The organism is Bradyrhizobium sp. USDA 4451, assembly GCF_054822585.1.
In genome coordinates, this window is sequence record NZ_JBTRCH010000001.1 from 5,496,763 (window position 1) to 5,513,113 (window position 16,351).

14 protein-coding genes are annotated in these 16,351 nt (G+C 64.8%); 10 read left to right on the top strand and 4 right to left on the bottom strand.

What is annotated here, in order from left to right; genetic code table 11:
- Positions 1 to 247 precede the first annotated feature (247 nt).
- From ACVMB0_RS25255 to ACVMB0_RS25290, 8 genes are all read left to right on the top strand, one after another.
- The gene (locus ACVMB0_RS25255; RefSeq protein ID WP_461348041.1) at positions 248 to 1,405 is read left to right on the top strand and encodes a cysteine desulfurase family protein; all 1,158 of its coding nucleotides are present in this window, start codon (positions 248 to 250) and stop codon (positions 1,403 to 1,405) included.
- Positions 1,406 to 1,499: 94 nt separating this feature from the next.
- Positions 1,500 to 2,996, top strand: a complete 1,497-nt coding sequence (gene sufB / locus ACVMB0_RS25260) for a Fe-S cluster assembly protein SufB (protein WP_074132272.1) — start codon at positions 1,500 to 1,502, stop codon at positions 2,994 to 2,996.
- A 59-nt stretch (positions 2,997 to 3,055) separates the two neighbouring features.
- The gene (gene sufC, locus ACVMB0_RS25265; protein WP_461348042.1) at positions 3,056 to 3,808 is read left to right on the top strand and encodes a Fe-S cluster assembly ATPase SufC; all 753 of its coding nucleotides are present in this window, start codon (positions 3,056 to 3,058) and stop codon (positions 3,806 to 3,808) included.
- Between the two features lie 17 nt (positions 3,809 to 3,825).
- Positions 3,826 to 5,148 (top strand): Fe-S cluster assembly protein SufD, encoded by a 1,323-nt coding sequence (gene sufD / locus ACVMB0_RS25270; protein ID WP_461348043.1) that lies wholly within the window; start codon positions 3,826 to 3,828, stop codon positions 5,146 to 5,148.
- Positions 5,145 to 6,392, top strand: a complete 1,248-nt coding sequence (locus ACVMB0_RS25275; protein WP_461348044.1) for a cysteine desulfurase — start codon at positions 5,145 to 5,147, stop codon at positions 6,390 to 6,392. The genes sufD and ACVMB0_RS25275 overlap by 4 nt, the downstream gene beginning before the upstream one ends.
- Positions 6,389 to 6,760, top strand: a complete 372-nt coding sequence (locus tag ACVMB0_RS25280; protein ID WP_024578412.1) for an SUF system Fe-S cluster assembly protein — start codon at positions 6,389 to 6,391, stop codon at positions 6,758 to 6,760. Before ACVMB0_RS25275 ends, ACVMB0_RS25280 begins: the two co-directional genes overlap by 4 nt.
- Positions 6,761 to 6,834: 74 nt before the next feature.
- On the top strand, positions 6,835 to 7,224 hold the full coding sequence (locus ACVMB0_RS25285) for a HesB/IscA family protein (RefSeq protein ID WP_456756552.1): 390 nt from the start codon (positions 6,835 to 6,837) through the stop codon (positions 7,222 to 7,224).
- 188 nt (positions 7,225 to 7,412) lie between these two features.
- On the top strand, positions 7,413 to 7,889 hold the full coding sequence (locus ACVMB0_RS25290) for a TfoX/Sxy family protein (protein WP_461348045.1): 477 nt from the start codon (positions 7,413 to 7,415) through the stop codon (positions 7,887 to 7,889).
- A gap of 157 nt (positions 7,890 to 8,046) precedes the next feature.
- On the opposite strand, the gene ACVMB0_RS25295 is transcribed toward ACVMB0_RS25290, so the two are convergent.
- From ACVMB0_RS25295 to ACVMB0_RS25310, 4 genes are all read right to left on the bottom strand, one after another.
- A complete protein-coding gene (locus ACVMB0_RS25295) occupies positions 8,047 to 9,114 on the bottom strand; it encodes a GGDEF domain-containing protein (RefSeq protein WP_456755014.1) in 1,068 nt (355 codons plus the stop codon).
- A gap of 314 nt (positions 9,115 to 9,428) precedes the next feature.
- Positions 9,429 to 10,868 (bottom strand): DEAD/DEAH box helicase, encoded by a 1,440-nt coding sequence (locus ACVMB0_RS25300; RefSeq protein WP_461348046.1) that lies wholly within the window; start codon positions 10,866 to 10,868, stop codon positions 9,429 to 9,431.
- Between the two features lie 424 nt (positions 10,869 to 11,292).
- The gene (locus ACVMB0_RS25305) at positions 11,293 to 11,949 is read right to left on the bottom strand and encodes a helix-turn-helix transcriptional regulator (protein ID WP_461348047.1); all 657 of its coding nucleotides are present in this window, start codon (positions 11,947 to 11,949) and stop codon (positions 11,293 to 11,295) included.
- A gap of 188 nt (positions 11,950 to 12,137) precedes the next feature.
- Positions 12,138 to 13,091, bottom strand: coding sequence for a helix-turn-helix transcriptional regulator (locus ACVMB0_RS25310; RefSeq protein WP_461348048.1), 954 nt, complete (start codon positions 13,089 to 13,091; stop codon positions 12,138 to 12,140).
- Positions 13,092 to 13,421: 330 nt separating this feature from the next.
- Between ACVMB0_RS25310 and ACVMB0_RS25315 the strand changes: the two genes are divergently transcribed.
- Together ACVMB0_RS25315 and ACVMB0_RS25320 are read left to right on the top strand one after the other, a co-directional pair.
- On the top strand, positions 13,422 to 14,924 hold the full coding sequence (locus tag ACVMB0_RS25315; RefSeq protein ID WP_461348049.1) for a caspase family protein: 1,503 nt from the start codon (positions 13,422 to 13,424) through the stop codon (positions 14,922 to 14,924).
- Positions 14,925 to 14,996: 72 nt separating this feature from the next.
- Entirely contained in the window at positions 14,997 to 16,241 is a 1,245-nt protein-coding gene (locus ACVMB0_RS25320; RefSeq protein WP_461348050.1) for an FAD-dependent oxidoreductase, read from the top strand.
- Positions 16,242 to 16,351 lie beyond the last annotated feature (110 nt).

Sequence of the window (16,351 nt, forward strand, 5' to 3'; positions counted from 1 at the left end):
GCCGACACATCCGCGACGATCAAGATCGGCACGCCGGATTTTGCCATCGGCTACCTGAAGCTTTGGTTTGTCACGTTGCTATCGCGCGCACGGGTGCTTGCGAATGTCTTGCCTGGCAACACCATGAGACGTCCTGCGAGATACGAAAAATCCTTCGCACCGGGGACTCTGATCTGGTCTCGGTGCCGGACTACGGTTATGTCGCAGTGGGAGGGCCGCAACCACGGTGATGCGGCAGACAAGCTCGATGGCCGATCGCGTCTATCTCGACTGGAACGCCACCACGCCGCTTCGCCAGGAAGCGAAGGCGGCGATGGCTGCGGCGTGGGAGTTGAGCGGCAACCCGTCCTCGGTGCACAGCGAGGGACGGCGCGCGCGGCGGCTGGTCGAGGATGCCCGCAACGCGGTGGCCAAGGCAGTCGGCGGCCGGCCGCAGGACGTCGTGTTCCTCTCCGGCGGCACCGAGGCCAATGCGCTCGCTTTGACGCCGGGATTGCACCGCGGGGCGGGCGCGCCGGTGCGGCGGCTGCTGGTGTCGGCGATCGAGCATGCCTCCGTGCTCGCGGGCGGGCGGTTTGCCGCGGACGCAATCGGCGCCATCAAGGTCACACGCGCCGGTGTGATCGATCTCGAACACCTGCGCGCACTGCTGGCGGATGGTGCGCCAGCTTTGGTCTCCGTGATGCTGGCGAACAACGAGACCGGCGCGATACAGCCGGTGGCCGGCGTCGCCGAGATCGTCCATGCGGGCGGCGGGCTGCTGCACGTCGATGCGATCCAGGCGTTCGGCAAGATCCCGTTCGATCTGGCCTCGATCCAGGCCGACCTCGTGACGCTGTCGGCGCACAAGATCGGCGGGCCGAAGGGTACGGGCGCGCTGGTGCTTGCCGAGGGCGTCGAGGGGCTCGAGGCGGCTCTGCGCGGCGGCGGGCAGGAGCTCGGGCGGCGGGCGGGGACCGAGAACGTCGCCGGGATTGCCGGCTTTGGTGCGGCCACCAAGGCCGCGATGGCGGCGCTGAAGGCGGACGCCGCGCGCGTGCGTGGACTGCGTGAGCGGCTCGAGCACGGGCTGCGGCAGACGCCGGATGTGCTGGTGTTCTCCGACGACGTCAAGAGGTTGCCGAATACCGTTTTGTTCACTGCGCCAGGGATGAAGGCCGAAACGGCGGTCATCGGCTTCGACCTCGGCGGAGTCGCAGTGTCTTCCGGTTCCGCCTGTTCGTCGGGCAAGGTCCAGCTCTCGCACGTACTGGAGGCAATGGGATACCGCTCAGAGGTGTCCCAGGGAGCGGTGCGGCTCAGTCTTGGCTGGTCTACCACGGAGACAGACGTGGATTTGGCCCTCAAGACTTGGCGAAAGCTCGCCGATACCTTAGTTAAGGGGGAACGACGAAACACAGCTTGAACTGTTCTAAGCGGATTTCGTCGTCAAAGCATCGTAAGAGATTTTCGGAACTTGAGATCCACCGCGGTCCTTGAAACCGCGAGCGGAGGATTGAATGCCTGCTGTACAAGAGACGGTCGAGCGCGTCCGGCGCATCGACGTCGACCAGTATCGATATGGGTTTGAGACGCTGATCGAGTCCGACAAGGCCCCGAAGGGGCTGTCGGAAGACACCGTCCGCTTCATCTCCGCAAAGAAGAATGAGCCGGCCTGGATGCTGGAATGGCGCCTGGAGGCGTATCGCCGCTGGCTGACCATGACCGAGCCGACCTGGGCGCGCGTCGACTATCCGAAGATCGACTACCAGGACATCTATTACTACGCGGCGCCGAAGCCGAAGAAGACGCTGTCCTCGATCGACGAGATCGATCCGGAAATCCTCAAGACCTACGAGAAACTCGGCATTCCGCTCCGCGAGGTCGCGATCCTCGAGGGCGTCGAGCCGCCGCCCGGCGGCGAGCAGACGCCGAACCGCAAGATCGCGGTCGATGCCGTGTTCGATTCGGTGTCGGTCGCGACCACCTTCCAGAAGGAGCTGAAGGCCGCCGGCGTGATCTTCATGCCGATCTCCGAGGCGATCCGCGAGCATCCCGATCTGGTGCAGAAATATCTCGGCACCGTGGTGCCGACCTCGGACAATTACTTCGCGACGCTGAACTCGGCCGTGTTCTCCGACGGCTCGTTCGTCTACGTGCCGCCGGGCGTGCGCTGCCCGATGGAGCTGTCGACCTATTTCCGCATCAACGAGCGCAACACCGGCCAGTTCGAGCGCACGCTGATCATCGCCGACAAGGGCTCCTACGTCTCCTATCTCGAAGGCTGCACCGCGCCGCAGCGCGACGAAAACCAGCTGCACGCCGCCGTGGTCGAGCTCGTCACGCTCGATGACGCCGAGATCAAGTATTCGACGGTGCAGAACTGGTACCCCGGCAATTCCGAGGGCAAGGGTGGCATCTACAATTTCGTCACCAAGCGCGGCGACTGCCGCGGCAAGAATTCCAAGATCTCCTGGACCCAGGTCGAGACCGGTTCGGCGATCACCTGGAAATATCCGAGCTGCATCCTGCGCGGCGACAATTCGAGCGGCGAGTTCTACTCGATCGCGATCTCGAACGGCTTCCAGCAGGTCGATAGCGGCACCAAAATGATCCACCTCGGCAAGAACACGTCGAGCCGGATCATCTCCAAGGGCATCGCCGCCGGCAAGTCGCAGAACACCTATCGCGGCCTCGTCAGCGCCCATCGCAAGGCGACCGGCGCGCGCAACTACACCGCCTGCGACTCGCTCCTGATCGGCGACAAATGCGGCGCGCACACCGTGCCCTATGTCGAGGCCAAGAATTCCTCGGCGACGTTCGAGCATGAAGCGACGACGTCGAAGATTTCCGAGGACGTGCTGTTCTACTGCATCCAGCGCGGGCTTTCGCAGGAAGAAGCCGTCGGCCTCGTCGTCAACGGCTTCGTGAAGGACGTGCTGCAGCAACTGCCGATGGAGTTCGCGGTGGAAGCGCAGAAGCTGATCTCGATCAGCCTTGAAGGTTCGGTTGGTTAATCCATCCGCTGAAGGCGCGGCCGATGCGCGCCTTGCGGGTGATGCTCAGGAAAAATCAGATGTCTCTGCTTGAAGTGAAAGATCTCAAGGTTCGTGTCGAGGAGCGCGAGATCCTCCACGGGCTGTCGCTCACGGTGAACCCGGGCGAGGTGCATGCGATCATGGGCCCGAACGGCTCCGGCAAATCGACGCTGTCGCACGTCATCGCCGGCAAGCCGGGCTATGAAGTCACCGGCGGCCAGATCCTGTTCAAGGGCGAAGACCTCCTGGAGATGGAGCCCAATGAGCGCGCCGCCAAGGGCGTGTTCCTGGCGTTCCAGTATCCGGTCGAGATCCCCGGCGTCACCACCTGGAATTTTCTGCATGCGGCGCTCAACGCGCAGCGCAAGGCGCGCGGCGAGGACGAGATGTCGTCGCCGGCCTTCCTCAAGAAGGTGCGCGAGGTCGCCAAGTCGCTCAACATTCCGCAGGACATGCTGAAGCGCGGCGTCAATGTCGGCTTCTCCGGCGGTGAGAAGAAGCGCAACGAGATCTTGCAGATGGCGCTGTTCGAGCCGGCCGTCTGCATCCTCGACGAAATGGACTCTGGTTTGGACATCGACGCGCTGCGGATCGCCGCCGACGGCGTCAACGCGCTGCGCTCGCCGGAGCGCGCGATGGTCGTGATCACCCACTACCAGCGGCTGCTCAACTACATCGTGCCTGATGTCGTGCACGTGATGTCGAAGGGCCGGGTGGTGAAGAGCGGCGGCAAGGAACTGGCGCTGGAGCTGGAAGAGTCCGGCTACGCGCAGTTCGAAGACGCTGCCTGACAAATACGGGTTTTGAGATGAACGTTGTCGCAAAGACCGAGACCGGGCGCGCGCTGGGCGATGCATTCGCCGTCGTGCGCGACCGTCTGCCGGGCAAGGGCAAGATCGCCGATCAACGCCGGCAGGCGTTCGAGGCCTACGAGCGCCTTGGACTGCCGCATCGCCGGATCGAGGATTGGAAATACACCGACCTGCGCGCGCTGATGCGCGGGGTGCTGCCGCTGGCCCCCGCGCCGGATGCCGCCGCGCTTGATCGCGCCGCAGCCGCGATCAAGCTGCGCGCGATCGACGGCGTGCGCCGCCTGGTGCTGGTCGACGGTGCGTTCGTGCCTGATCTCTCGGATCTCGGTGGCTTGGAAAAAGGCCTCAGCATCCGCCCGCTGCGCGACGTACTCGACGCGGGCGACGACGCGCTCTCGGCGCAGGCCATCGCGACCGACGTCTCCAACCCGATGGTCGCGCTGAACGGCGCGATGGCGACCGACGGCGTCGTCATCGAGGTTGCCGACGGCACGGTGCTGACCCAGCCGCTGCACATCGTTCACGTCGCGGCAGGCACGGCGCCGGCCTCGATGTTCACCCGTTCGCTGCTGCGGCTCGGCCGCGATGCCGGCGTCACGCTGGTCGAGAGCTATCTCGCCGGCGTGGGCGCCAAGGCCTACCAGACCCATGACGGGCTGATTGTCGCGATCGGCGACAATGCGCGGCTCGATCACGTCAGGTTGGTCGAAGACAGCATCGATGCCTTCAACATTTCCTCGGCGACGGTGTCGCTCGGCGCACACGCCCATTTCAACACCTTCGGCCTGACCTCGGGCGGTCACGTCAGCCGCTACCAGCTGACGGTGACCTGCGCCGGCGAGGGCTCGAAGGTCGAGACCAATGGCGTCAACCTGATCAACGGCAAGCAGCACGCCGACACCACGCTGTTCATGGATCACGCGGTGCCGCATTGCGCGAGCCGTGAGATATTCCGTGCCGTCGTCGACGACCGCGCCCACAGCGTATTCCAGGGCCGCATCATCGTTCGTCCGGACGCGCAGAAGACCGACGCCAAGATGATGACCCGCGCGCTCTTGCTGTCCGACGAGGCGGAAGCCGACAACAAGCCCGAGCTCGAGATTTTCGCCGACGACGTCACCTGTGGTCACGGTGCGACCACCGGTGCGCTCGACGAAAGCCTGCTGTTCTACATGCGCGCCCGCGGACTGCCCGAGAAGGAAGCGCAGGCGCTTCTGATCCAGGCCTTTGTCGGCGAGGCGATCGAGACCATTGCCAGCGACGCGTTGCGCGAGGTCGCAATTGCGACCGCGCAGCGCTGGCTGGAAGCGAGGGCGTGAGCATGCACAAGGCGGTCGCCAACGGTTCTTACGATGTCGCACTGGTGCGGCAGGATTTCCCGGCGCTCGCCATGCAGATCTACGGCAAGCCGCTGGTCTATCTCGACAACGCGGCCTCGGCGCAGAAGCCGAGTGCGGTGCTCGACCGCATGACCGACGCCTACAAAAGCGAATACGCCAACGTGCATCGCGGCCTGCATTACCTCGCCAACGCGGCGACGGAGGCCTATGAGGGCGCGCGCGGCAAGGTCGCGCAGTTCATCAACGCCCGCCGCAATGAAGAGATCGTCTTCACCCGCAATGTCACCGAGGCGATCAACCTCGTGGCATCGTCCTGGGGCGGCGTGAACATCAAGGAGGGCGACGAGATCGTCCTCTCGATCATGGAGCACCACTCCAACATCGTGCCGTGGCATTTCCTCAGGGAGCGTCAGGGTGCGGTGATCAAGTGGGCGCCGGTCGATGACGAAGGCAACTTCCTGATCGAGGAGTTCGAGAAGCTCCTGACCCCGCGCACCAAGATCGTCGCGATCACCCAGATGTCGAACGCGCTCGGCACGCTGGTTCCGGTCAAGGAGGTGATCCGGCTGGCGCATGCCCGCGGCATTCCGGTGCTGGTCGATGGCGCGCAGGGTGCGGTGCATCTGCCGATCGACGTCCAGGACCTCGATTGCGATTTCTACGCCTTCACCGGCCACAAGGTGTATGGCCCGACCGGCATCGGCGCGCTCTATGCCAAGCACGACCTCCTGGTGGCGATGCGGCCGTTCAACGGCGGCGGCGAGATGATCCGTGAGGTGGCCAAGGACTGGGTCACCTATGGCGACCCGCCGCACAAGTTCGAGGCCGGCACGCCGCCGATCGTCGAAGCGATCGGGCTTGGAGCCGCGATCGACTACGTCAACTCGATCGGCAAGGAGCGCATCGCCGCGCATGAGCATGACCTGCTCACCTATGCGCAGGACCGCCTGCGCGAGATCAATTCGCTGCGCGTGATCGGAACCGCCCGCAACAAGGGCCCGGTGATCTCCTTCGAGATGAAGGGCGCGCATCCTCATGACGTCGCGACCGTGATCGACCGTCAGGGCATCGCGGTGCGTGCCGGGACCCATTGCGTGATGCCGCTTTTAGAGCGGTTCAACGTGACGGCCACCTGCCGTGCATCCTTCGGGATGTATAATACCAGGGAAGAAGTCGACCATCTGGCGCAGGCGCTGATCAAGGCGCGGGAATTGTTCGCATGACCGATACAGCCGAAGTCAAGACGGCCTCCATGGAAACCACCTCGGCACTGCCGGCGGAGGAGACCGAGCGCATGAGCGGCGAAATCGTCGCGGCGCTGAAGACGGTGTTCGATCCGGAAATCCCGGCTGACATCTACGAGCTCGGCCTGATCTACAAGGTCGACCTCAAGGACGATCGGTCGGTCGACATCCTGATGACGCTGACCACGCCGAACTGCCCGGCCGCGGGTGAACTGCCGACCATGGTCGAGAACGCGGTTGCCAGCGTTCCCGGCGTCGGCGTGGTGAACGTCAATCTGGTCTGGGATCCGGCCTGGACGCCGGACCGGATGTCGGACGAGGCGCGCCTCGTCCTCAATATGTGGTGATGCGTTAGGGGATTGAACTTAACATCGGAATATCCGGCAATTGATTTGCCGCTGGGACTGACCACATGAGTGACATGACGCAAGCTTCACCAACCCCAGCCAAGCCGAAGCGGCCGCGCCCGCAGGTCATGAGGCTGACCGATGCCGCGGCGGAGCGGATCAGCGAGCTGACCAAGCGCGCCGACTCGGAGATTATCGGGCTGCGCGTCGGCATCAAGAACGGCGGTTGCGCCGGACAATCCTACACCGTCGAATACGCCCACGAGATCCGCCCGAGCGACGAAGTGGTCGAGGACAAGGGCGTCAAGATCCTGGTCGATCCGAAGGCCGTGCTGTTCCTGCTCGGCACCGAGATGGATTACGTGGCCGACAAGATGCAGGCCCAGTTCGTGTTCAACAATCCGAACCAGGTCTCCGCCTGCGGCTGCGGCGAATCGGTGCAGCTCAAGCCGGCCACGGTCTAGAAAGATCGGGCGAACGCCGGTCTGTGCGTGCGACCACCAATTCCATCCGGGGTCATTGCGAGGAGCAAAAGCGACGAAGCAATCCATGGGTCCGCATACGCGGTTGAATGGATTGCTTCGCTTCGCTCGCAATGACGTGGATGGCGCTGCGCTATTCACTTGAGCGCGCAAAGCGAGGCGATGGGCCCATGGACCGTGAGTTTCTCACCGATCTGTTCGTCGATTTCGGCCCGGTCACGCTGCGCCGGATGTTCTCCGGCTACGGCATCTCCGCCGACGGCACCAATTTCGCGCTTGCCTTGCGGGCCGGGCTCTACTTCCGCGCCGACGAGGCGACCATCCCGCAATTCGAGGCGGAAGGCTCCAAGCCGTTCCAGTACACGACGCGGAGCAAGGCCGTCACGGTGAACTCCTACTGGCAGCTGCCGGCGCGGCTGTTCGACGATACCGAGGAGCTCGCAGCCTGGGCGCGCTCGGCGCTCGGCGCCGCCCAGCGCGCCGCGCTGCGCAAGCGGCCGAGGAAACGAGCGGCGGCGAAGTCGAGAGCGCCGGCGAAGAAGGCTGCTGCGAAGAAGACTGCGGCCAAGAAGGCTGCGGTGAAGAAGACTGCGGCGAATCGATCTTCAAAGAAGCGGGCGCAGACGAGAAAAGGGTCCTCATCCTGAGGTCACTGATCCATCCACGTCATTGCGAGGAGCGATAGCGACGAAGCAATCCATAGAGCCGCATCCGCGGTCGAATGGATTGCTTCGCTTTGCTCGCAATGACATTGATGGATATGCGCGTACGATCGACCGCCTCGCCGTGAGGCGCCCAGATGATTCAAGCCACGCGCGTCTGGCTCTCGGCGCTGTATTCCGGATCGGCCTCGCAGATCACGCGGTTGCGGCCGGCATGCTTGGCAGCATAGAGGCAGGCGTCGGCGCGTTCGATCAGCGAATCCGTGTCGTCGGCCGGCTTCAGCATGGAGACGCCGACCGAGATCGTGACACGGCCGAGGATTTCGCCGGTCGACTTCTTCTTCAGCTCCTTGGCCATCACGGCACGACGGATGTGGTCGGCGACCGTCAGCGCCTGGCGCAGCGCGGTGTTGGGCAGCACGACCGCGAATTCCTCGCCGCCATAGCGGGCGGTGATGTCCTGGCCCTTGATGTTCTGCTTCAGCGATTGCGCCACCAACCGCAGCACCTGGTCGCCGGTGAGATGGCCGTAGGAATCGTTGAACGACTTGAAGTGATCGATGTCGAACATCAGAAGCGACAGCGGTTCGCCGCTGGCGAGTGCCGTCTGCACCGCCATGTCGATCGAGCGGTCGAAATATTTCCGGTTGCCGAGGCCGGTGAGCGGATCGGTCAGGCTCTCGGCGCGGATCGCCTCGAGGCTGTGTTGCAGGTCGCTGATCTCCGACTTCGACAGCGCGAGCCGGTTCTCCAGGGCCTGATTGGTCTCGCGCATCTCGCGCGTCGATCTGGCCAGCCCCTCGACGATGGTCTTGATCTGGTCTCGGGTGGTCGCCGTCGAGAGGCGGTCGCTGGCGCCGACGAGGCTCGCGTCGTAGGTCGCGGACACACCGAGCGCATCGGTGATCAGCCGCATGACGGCATCGATCTCGCCGATGACGCGCGCGCCGACCTTGTCGATGCGGTCCGAGGTCTTGATGTGCGAGAGATAGGTTTCGTAGATCTGCTCGAGATCGGACTCGGAGAGCTTGCCGCTGCGCGCCAGCGTCTCGTTGATGACCTTGTTGAGCGGTGCGTTGTAGCCGGTCGCGTAGACGTACCAGATTTCATAGTTACGGGGGACGGCGGTCTGGCGAAGCGAGCGGATCTGACCAAGCGCGACTTCGGCAAAGGCCAACGTACGTTCGTGTTCGTCCAGCAGCTTGACCACTGTTACGTCCTCAATGCACGCAATGCCGGTCATGCCCGGCAGCAATGACTAAATTATTGGCGCGAGGGTACGGGACGAGAATGAAGGCAAGGTAAACAGTGGAACTACGGGAATTTGCCTGCAACTGACGTTGTCGCGCTCGATTCCGTCGCGGGTCGAACGCAGCTTTCGGGCGCCTTTCGCTTGTTCGTCGTTGCGATGCGAAAACCGCGCGCATTTGCCTCAAACGCCGGCGATCGGCGCGTGCGTCGGTGGTTTGGCGGCAACGCAGCTTGCCCTGATACCGCCGCTGGTGCGGCGGTATCAGACAAGCCTTATGCGCGTGCGCGCACAGGTCGCAGCAGGAAAGCGGGCAGGTGCGAATGATCGGCGGGCTCTTGGTCCACCTCGCGCTGCGGCCGCCGCGGCTCGGCACGCCCGATCGACGGCACATGCGACGGAGCGGACTGCGGAGCCGAGTTGCGACCGTGGCGCGGCTCGCGCTCCGGCTTGGCTGCGCGCTCCTGGTCGTGACGCGGCTCGCGCTCACGGCGCGGCTTTCGGCCGCCGCGTCCGCCATCGCGCGAACCGTCGCGGCCGCGCGAGCGGCGCGGCGCGGCATCCTCGTCGGAGCCGTCGCTGTGAACGGTGTAGTCGCCTTCGGTGCGCGGAATCTGCTGGCCGATCAGCTTCTCGATCGCAGCCATCGACTTGCTGTCGAGCGGGGTGACGATGGAGATCGCGGTGCCGGTCCGTCCGGCGCGGCCGGTGCGGCCGATGCGATGGACGTAATCGTCGGGGTGATGCGGCACATCGAAATTGAAGACGTGGCTGACGGCGGGGATATCGAGGCCGCGGGCGGCGACGTCGGAGGCCACCAGCAGAGGCAGCTCGCCCTTGCGGAATTGATCGAGCGCGGCCATGCGCGCGCTCTGGTCCATGTCGCCGTGCAGGGCGCCGACGCTGAAGCCGTGCTTCTGCAGCGATTTGTGAAGGACGGCGACTTCGCGCTTGCGATTGCAGAAGATGATCGCGTTGTTGAGGTCCTTGGCGTCGCGCAGCAGGCGGCGCAGGATCTCGCGTTTCTCGTGCGGCTCACGGCCTGCCGGCACCTGGGACTGAGTCACGGTCACCGCGGTCGTCGCGGGCTTGGAGACTTCGATGCGGGCCGGGTTGTGCAGGAAGGTTTCGGTGATGCGGCTGATTTCCGGCGGCATCGTCGCGGTGAAGAACAGGGTCTGCCGCGTGAACGGGACGAGCTTGCAGATGCGCTCGATGTCGGGGATGAAGCCCATGTCGAGCATGCGGTCGGCTTCGTCGATCACCAGCAGCTCGACGCCGGTGAGCAGCAGTCCGCCGCGTTCGGTGTGGTCGAGCAGGCGACCGGGCGTTGCGATCAGCACGTCGACGCCGCGCATCAGCTTGGAGTCCTGGTCGCCGAACGAGACGCCGCCGATCAAGAGCGCGACGTTGAGCTTCTGCCCGGCGCCGTATTTGTCGAAATTCTCCTTCACCTGCGCGGCGAGTTCGCGGGTCGGCTCGAGGATGAGGGTGCGCGGCATCCGTGCCCGGGCGCGGCCCTTCTCGAGGATGGTGAGCATCGGGAGAACGAAGGCAGCGGTCTTGCCGGTGCCGGTCTGGGCAATGCCGAGCACGTCGCGCCGGGCGAGGACGTGCGGGATTGCCTGTTCCTGGATGGGAGTGGGATTGGTGTAACCGGTGGCCGCAACAGCGGCGAGGACCTTATCGGACAGGCCTAGATTGGAAAAAGACATTGAGCCTCTGGTCGACACCGCCGTTCGGAATCGAAGGTAAAAGGCTGTCGCGTTCGGCCCCGAAACGGCTCGCTTTTCTATAAAGCTCGGGGGCTCTGACTAACGCTGACGGACGGCAAACCTGACGAATCGCGTTTCGATCCGAGGGCCGCGTTGCCTCGCAACATAGGGGCGAAACCGGTAAAGTCAATCTTGGAACCGGCCGGAAAGCCCAAAAAGCTTAACGTTTTCGCCAAAATAACCGTCATTTCCGTCATTTGGCGGTCAAATGAATCGACCGCTTCGGATCCGATGACGAGGCGCTGCGGGGCCCACGCCGGCCTTGCGGGGGAGGCGCGTTGCCAAATATCGGAAAACAACCCCATGCAAAGGAGCCGGCGGCGGTCGCGGCGTTCGGCCAAGGCCTAGCGGGCCGCCGTCGCGGCTAGTGCTCCGCAGCGCGGTATTCGCCGGGCGACAGGCCTTCGGATGCGCTGAATATCCGGTAGAACGTCGCCAGGCTGCCGAACCCGCAGGACAGGGCGATGTCGGCGATCGGGCGCGGCGGCTTTTCGCGCAGCAGCCTGCGGCCCTCGCTCAGGCGCTGGGCGATGACAGTCTGCGAGAAGCTCGCGCCCGTCACCTCGAACAAGACGTGCAGGTAGCGGACCGAGACGCCGAGCAGGTCGGCGACCATCCCTGGCGACAGCGACGGCTTGGCGAGATGACGCGTGATCAGGCGGCGCGCGAGGCTGAGCCGGCCGACGCGCAGCGCCTGCTGGGCGCGGCGGCTGCCCGGCCTGATCGCGCCGCGCTCGATCAGCGCGAGGTCGGCCACGATCTTGACCAGCGCGGGAATGCGCGCGTTATCACCGGCCTCCGTGGCCTCCTTGAAGTCGGCAAGACAGGCTTCGAGCAGCGGCGCCCAGCCGCGATTGCTGATCGCCGAAGCACCGTGACTGATGGTCTCGAGGGCCGGAGTTTGATCCGCGCGCAACGCCACCACGGTCGGTGCGACCAAGTGCGTTGGGCCGCTCGATAAGGCCTCCGGGCTCTGATCCTCGTACTTACCGCGCATCGTGCATGACCCTTCGCTCTGCATGAGAGCGCGCGTCGCCGGTAACGGATTGGCTGTGGCTGGTCCGGGCGAAGCGCCAGCGCGGTTCTGGCGAAGTCGACGGAAATTATCTTCTCAATGCGCGCAGCCTGATCACTTCGCGTCAAGGAGCGGCAGATCTGAATTCAAGGAGATACAGGGGGCACGGAGCACCGGCCGGTCCGGATCGGCACTCAGGCCGGTCGCGCTCGGTAATCGCCCGGCGTCATCGATTCGGATGCGTTGAACAGGCGATAGAACGTCGCAAGGCTCTCGAAGCCACAGGCAAAGGCGACTTCGGCGATCGTCTGCCTCGGCTGTTCGCGGAGCAGGCGGCGGCTTTGCGCCAGCCGGAGCGCGGTGACGTTCTCCGAGAAGCTGTTCTCCGTCTCCTCGAACAGGATGTGCAGGTGACGGACCGAAATGCCGAGCAGGCCGGCAATCAGGCTTGGCGTCAGTGCCGCGCTCGAGAGATGCCGACGGATCAGGCGACGGGCCAGCGACAGATGGGCGGTGCGCAGCGCCTGCTGGGCGAGCCGGCTCTTCGGCCGCATTTGACCGCGTTCGATCAGCGCGAGATGGGCGAGGGCCTGAAGCATCGGGTCCGCGGCCGCAGTCGCCGCGTCGTTGCTTTCGACGAGGTCGCGGAAGCAGGATTGCAGCAGCGTCCGCAGCGCGCTCGCATCCTGCACGGGCCTGGGGACGAGCTCGCCGAGCTCGGCGCCCGGCGGCACGATGTTCGCCACCGGAATCTTGATGATGCGCAGATGAAAGCCGGCATCGTGCAGCGGCACGGTGCGGTAGGGCAGGTCCGAATAGCTGGTCGCGAACATGCCGTCGCGCACCGCGAACTCATCGAGCCGCGCGCCGCCGAACCAGCCGCCACCGCCGAGCTGCTGGTAGATGCACAGGCTGTCGCTCGCCGCATCGGCGATATCGCCGGCGCGCCGCTCGACGCGGTATGGCGAAGCGCGCAACTCGACCAGTCCGGCATCGCCGAGCTTGCGCAACGAGAATTCGCCGAAGAAATCATGGCGCCGGTCGGGCTCGAGCTCGGCGGTGACGCCGAACAAGCCCTTGGCGCGGACCTCGCGCCAATAGTCGAAGCGATCCCGGGGATCGACTTGATCGGTGGACCATGTGTGCACGGAAAAGCCCTTGGGACCTGTGGAGAGCTCGCGCCGAAGTGGATACCTGAATCTATCACGCCGGCCGTAAAAAGAAACTTGACCTGAGGCGGACGGACCGCGCCATGGTGGCCTGGCGGGGCCGGGACGATGGTCCGGTATGGCCGGCCTTGAACCGGCCAAAGGGCTGATCCGACTATTAAAGCGCGATGAGATCGGGTTGAATTGCCATCGCGCTGTGGCCCGTTGTTTGAGCATGATCTTTTCGGAAAACCGCTTTGCACTTTTCCGGACCATGCTGTAGGCGGCGGTCGCACGAGCGGCGCATCTGGCGTGCAGGCGGGATTTGGGATGAAGAGCTGGCTTTCGGTACTTTCGGCGACCCTGTTGGCGGTCGCTCTTGTCGCATCGGCCGCGCCCGCCCAGGCCGAGAAGCGCGTCGCACTGGTGATCGGCAACAACGACTACCGGAATGTGCCCAAGCTGCAGAAGGCGGTGAACGACGCCCGCACCATGGGCGATACGCTGAAGCAGCTCGGCTTCAACGTCATGGTGGCCGAGAATCTGAACCGGCAGGCGTTCTCCGAGGCGCTGCTCGCCTTCGACCGCGCCGTGGAGCCCGGCGACACTGCGTTCTTCTTCTATGCCGGCCACGGCTTCGAGATCGCCGGCCAGAATTTCCTGCTGCCGACCGACGTGCCTGCGGCGACCGAAGGGCAGGAGGAGCTGGTGCGCGACGCTTCCGTTCTTGCCGACCGCATCATCGAGCGGTTGCAGAACAAGAAGGCGCGGACCTCGATCCTGGTGTTCGACGCCTGCCGCAACAATCCGTTCGAGCGGGCCGGCACGCGCGCCGTTGCCGGCGGCGGCGGCCTCGCGCCGATGACGCAGCTGCCCGAAGGTGTGTTCTCGGTGTTCTCGGCGGGGCCGCGCCAGACCGCGCTCGACCGGCTCTCGAACGACGACGCCAATCCCAATTCGGTGTTCACGCGAACCTTTGCCAAGGAGTTGCTGCAGCCCGGCGAGAACCTGGTGCAGGTCGCGCAGCGCACGCGTCGCCTGGTCAGCGAGATGGCCGAGACCGTCAAGCACAAGCAGATCCCGGTTTATTTCGACCAGATGGTCGACGACGTCTTCCTGAACGGGATCGCCAAGGCGGAGGCGCAGCCCGGGGTGGTCAAGTCATCCGGGCTGCCGCAGCAGGTGGCCGCGTTGCCGCCGGTCTCGGTGCCGAAGCTGCCGAAGGAGGACTCGGTCAACGCGCCGATCGCGAGCTTCTCGCGGCACAATGGCGGCTGGACCGTGGTGTTCTCGATCGCCGATCCGACACTCGGGATTTCCTGGCGGATCGGCGACAGCGGCGACTTCCGCGAAACCGGCTTCATGGACACGCTCGATCCGCGGACGCGCAAACGGATGCCCAATCCGTCGATCGAGCTGCCGGCCGATGCGCCGGCGGCCACGATCGAGCTTCGCTATGTCGATAGCCAGGGCGAGATGCAGGGGCCGTTCCCGATCAAGTTCGATCCCGATGCCGCGCTGATCCGCGACCAGCGCAAGATCCTCGACATGACCGCGACGAGTTGGCTGTCGTTCCGCGAGTTCAACGGGCTCTTGGTCTACTACACCCATCTGATGTCGTATCGCTGCGCGATCCGCGAGGTGCGGATCGGCATCGACAGCGCGGTGCCGGATAAGGTGCTGAAGATGCCACCCTGCAACCAGCGCGACCCCAGCGCAATCCCGTCTGATGCGCAGCCCTATCTGAAGCTCGCCCCTCAGACCAAATCGGTTTCGGTCGAGCTGACCTATCGCGACGGCAGCGTGTCGGAAATCAAGACGTTCCGGCGATAGCTTTGCATCCTTGTGGTCCGATCCGCGTTACAGTCGGAGCCCGATGGGCGAGGCAGCGGCAAGGATGGCAACATGGATGCAGGAAGTCCGGCAGGGCCGACTACGCGACAGATGAAGGTCCGCTGCTGCGTGGTTGGCGGCGGGCCGGCCGGAATGATGCTCGGCTACCTGCTCGGGCGCGCGGGCGTCGATGTCGTGGTGCTGGAGAAGCACGCCGACTTCTTCCGCGATTTCCGCGGCGACACCGTGCATCCCTCGACCTTGCAGGTGATGGACGAACTCGGTCTGATCGGCGGCTTCCTGAAGCTGCCGCACCAGGACATCCAGAAGCTCGATGGCATGTTCGGCGGCACCTCGGTGCGGATCGCCGATCTCAGCCGCCTCCGGGTCAAATATCCTTATATCGCGATGATGCCGCAGTGGGACTTCCTCAATTTCCTGCGCGAGAGCGGCACGCGTTTCCCCGCGCTGAAGGTGCTGATGAATGCCGAGGCGACCGATTTGATCCGGCGCGGCGGCGCGGTTGCCGGCGTGCGCGCGACCACGCCCGACGGCCCGATCGATATCGAAGCGGATCTCACCATCGGCTGCGACGGCCGCCATTCCATCGTGCGCGAGCGCGCAGATCTCGAGGTCGAGGAGATCGGCGCGCCGATGGACGTGCTGTGGTTTCGCGTCGGGCGACGTCCGGACGAGACCGAGAACCTGTTCGCCCGCATCGACCACGGCAAGATGATGGTGACCTTCGACCGCGGCGACTATTGGCAATGCGCCTATGTGATCGCCAAGGGGCAATACGAGGCCGTGAAAGCGAGGGGACTGCCGGCGCTGCTCGACGACGTGCTGCGGCTGGCGCCGATCCTCAAGCCCGGCATCGGCGACGTGAAGAGCTTTGACGACGTCAAGCTGCTCACGGTCGCGATCAATCGCCTGACACGCTGGACCCGGCCGGGTCTGCTCTGCATCGGCGATGCCGCCCACGCGATGTCGCCGATCGGCGGCGTCGGGGTCAACCTCGCGGTGCAGGACGCGGTCGCCACCGCCAATATCCTGGCGGCGAAGCTCGTTCGCGGCGTGCCGTCCGAGGACGAGCTCGATGCGGTGCGGCGCCGCCGCGAATTCCCGGTGCGCGTGACGCAGCGCATGCAGGTGATCGCGCAGAACAACATCATCAGCGCGGCGCTGAAGGGGGGCGACCAGCCGGTGCCGTTCGCGCTGCGGTTGATCACCGCGATGCCCTGGCTGCAGGGGCTGACGGCCCGTCTGGTCGCGGTCGGGGTGCGGCCGGAGCATGTCCATTCGCCCGCTGCGGGCTGATGCGCGCCGCGTGGCGAAACCGATCAAAACGCGATGCATGAACCCCGGCCCCTGCCCATGTGCGTTAAGGTAGTGGATACATGGTTTGATAGCGGCGCTTTTTCCTCGGG

Coding starts and splice junctions, on each gene's coding strand:
- ACVMB0_RS25290 (WP_461348045.1), top strand. CDS start 7,413: ATGGACCGTGAGTTTCTCACCGATCTGTTCGTCGATTTCGGCCCGGTC.
- ACVMB0_RS25300 (WP_461348046.1), bottom strand. CDS start 10,868: ATGTCTTTTTCCAATCTAGGCCTGTCCGATAAGGTCCTCGCCGCTGTT.
- ACVMB0_RS25285 (WP_456756552.1), top strand. CDS start 6,835: ATGACGCAAGCTTCACCAACCCCAGCCAAGCCGAAGCGGCCGCGCCCG.
- ACVMB0_RS25315 (WP_461348049.1), top strand. CDS start 13,422: ATGAAGAGCTGGCTTTCGGTACTTTCGGCGACCCTGTTGGCGGTCGCT.
- ACVMB0_RS25320 (WP_461348050.1), top strand. CDS start 14,997: ATGGATGCAGGAAGTCCGGCAGGGCCGACTACGCGACAGATGAAGGTC.
- sufC (WP_461348042.1), top strand. CDS start 3,056: ATGTCTCTGCTTGAAGTGAAAGATCTCAAGGTTCGTGTCGAGGAGCGC.
- sufD (WP_461348043.1), top strand. CDS start 3,826: ATGAACGTTGTCGCAAAGACCGAGACCGGGCGCGCGCTGGGCGATGCA.
- ACVMB0_RS25280 (WP_024578412.1), top strand. CDS start 6,389: ATGACCGATACAGCCGAAGTCAAGACGGCCTCCATGGAAACCACCTCG.
- ACVMB0_RS25305 (WP_461348047.1), bottom strand. CDS start 11,949: ATGCAGAGCGAAGGGTCATGCACGATGCGCGGTAAGTACGAGGATCAG.
- sufB (WP_074132272.1), top strand. CDS start 1,500: ATGCCTGCTGTACAAGAGACGGTCGAGCGCGTCCGGCGCATCGACGTC.
- ACVMB0_RS25255 (WP_461348041.1), top strand. CDS start 248: ATGGCCGATCGCGTCTATCTCGACTGGAACGCCACCACGCCGCTTCGC.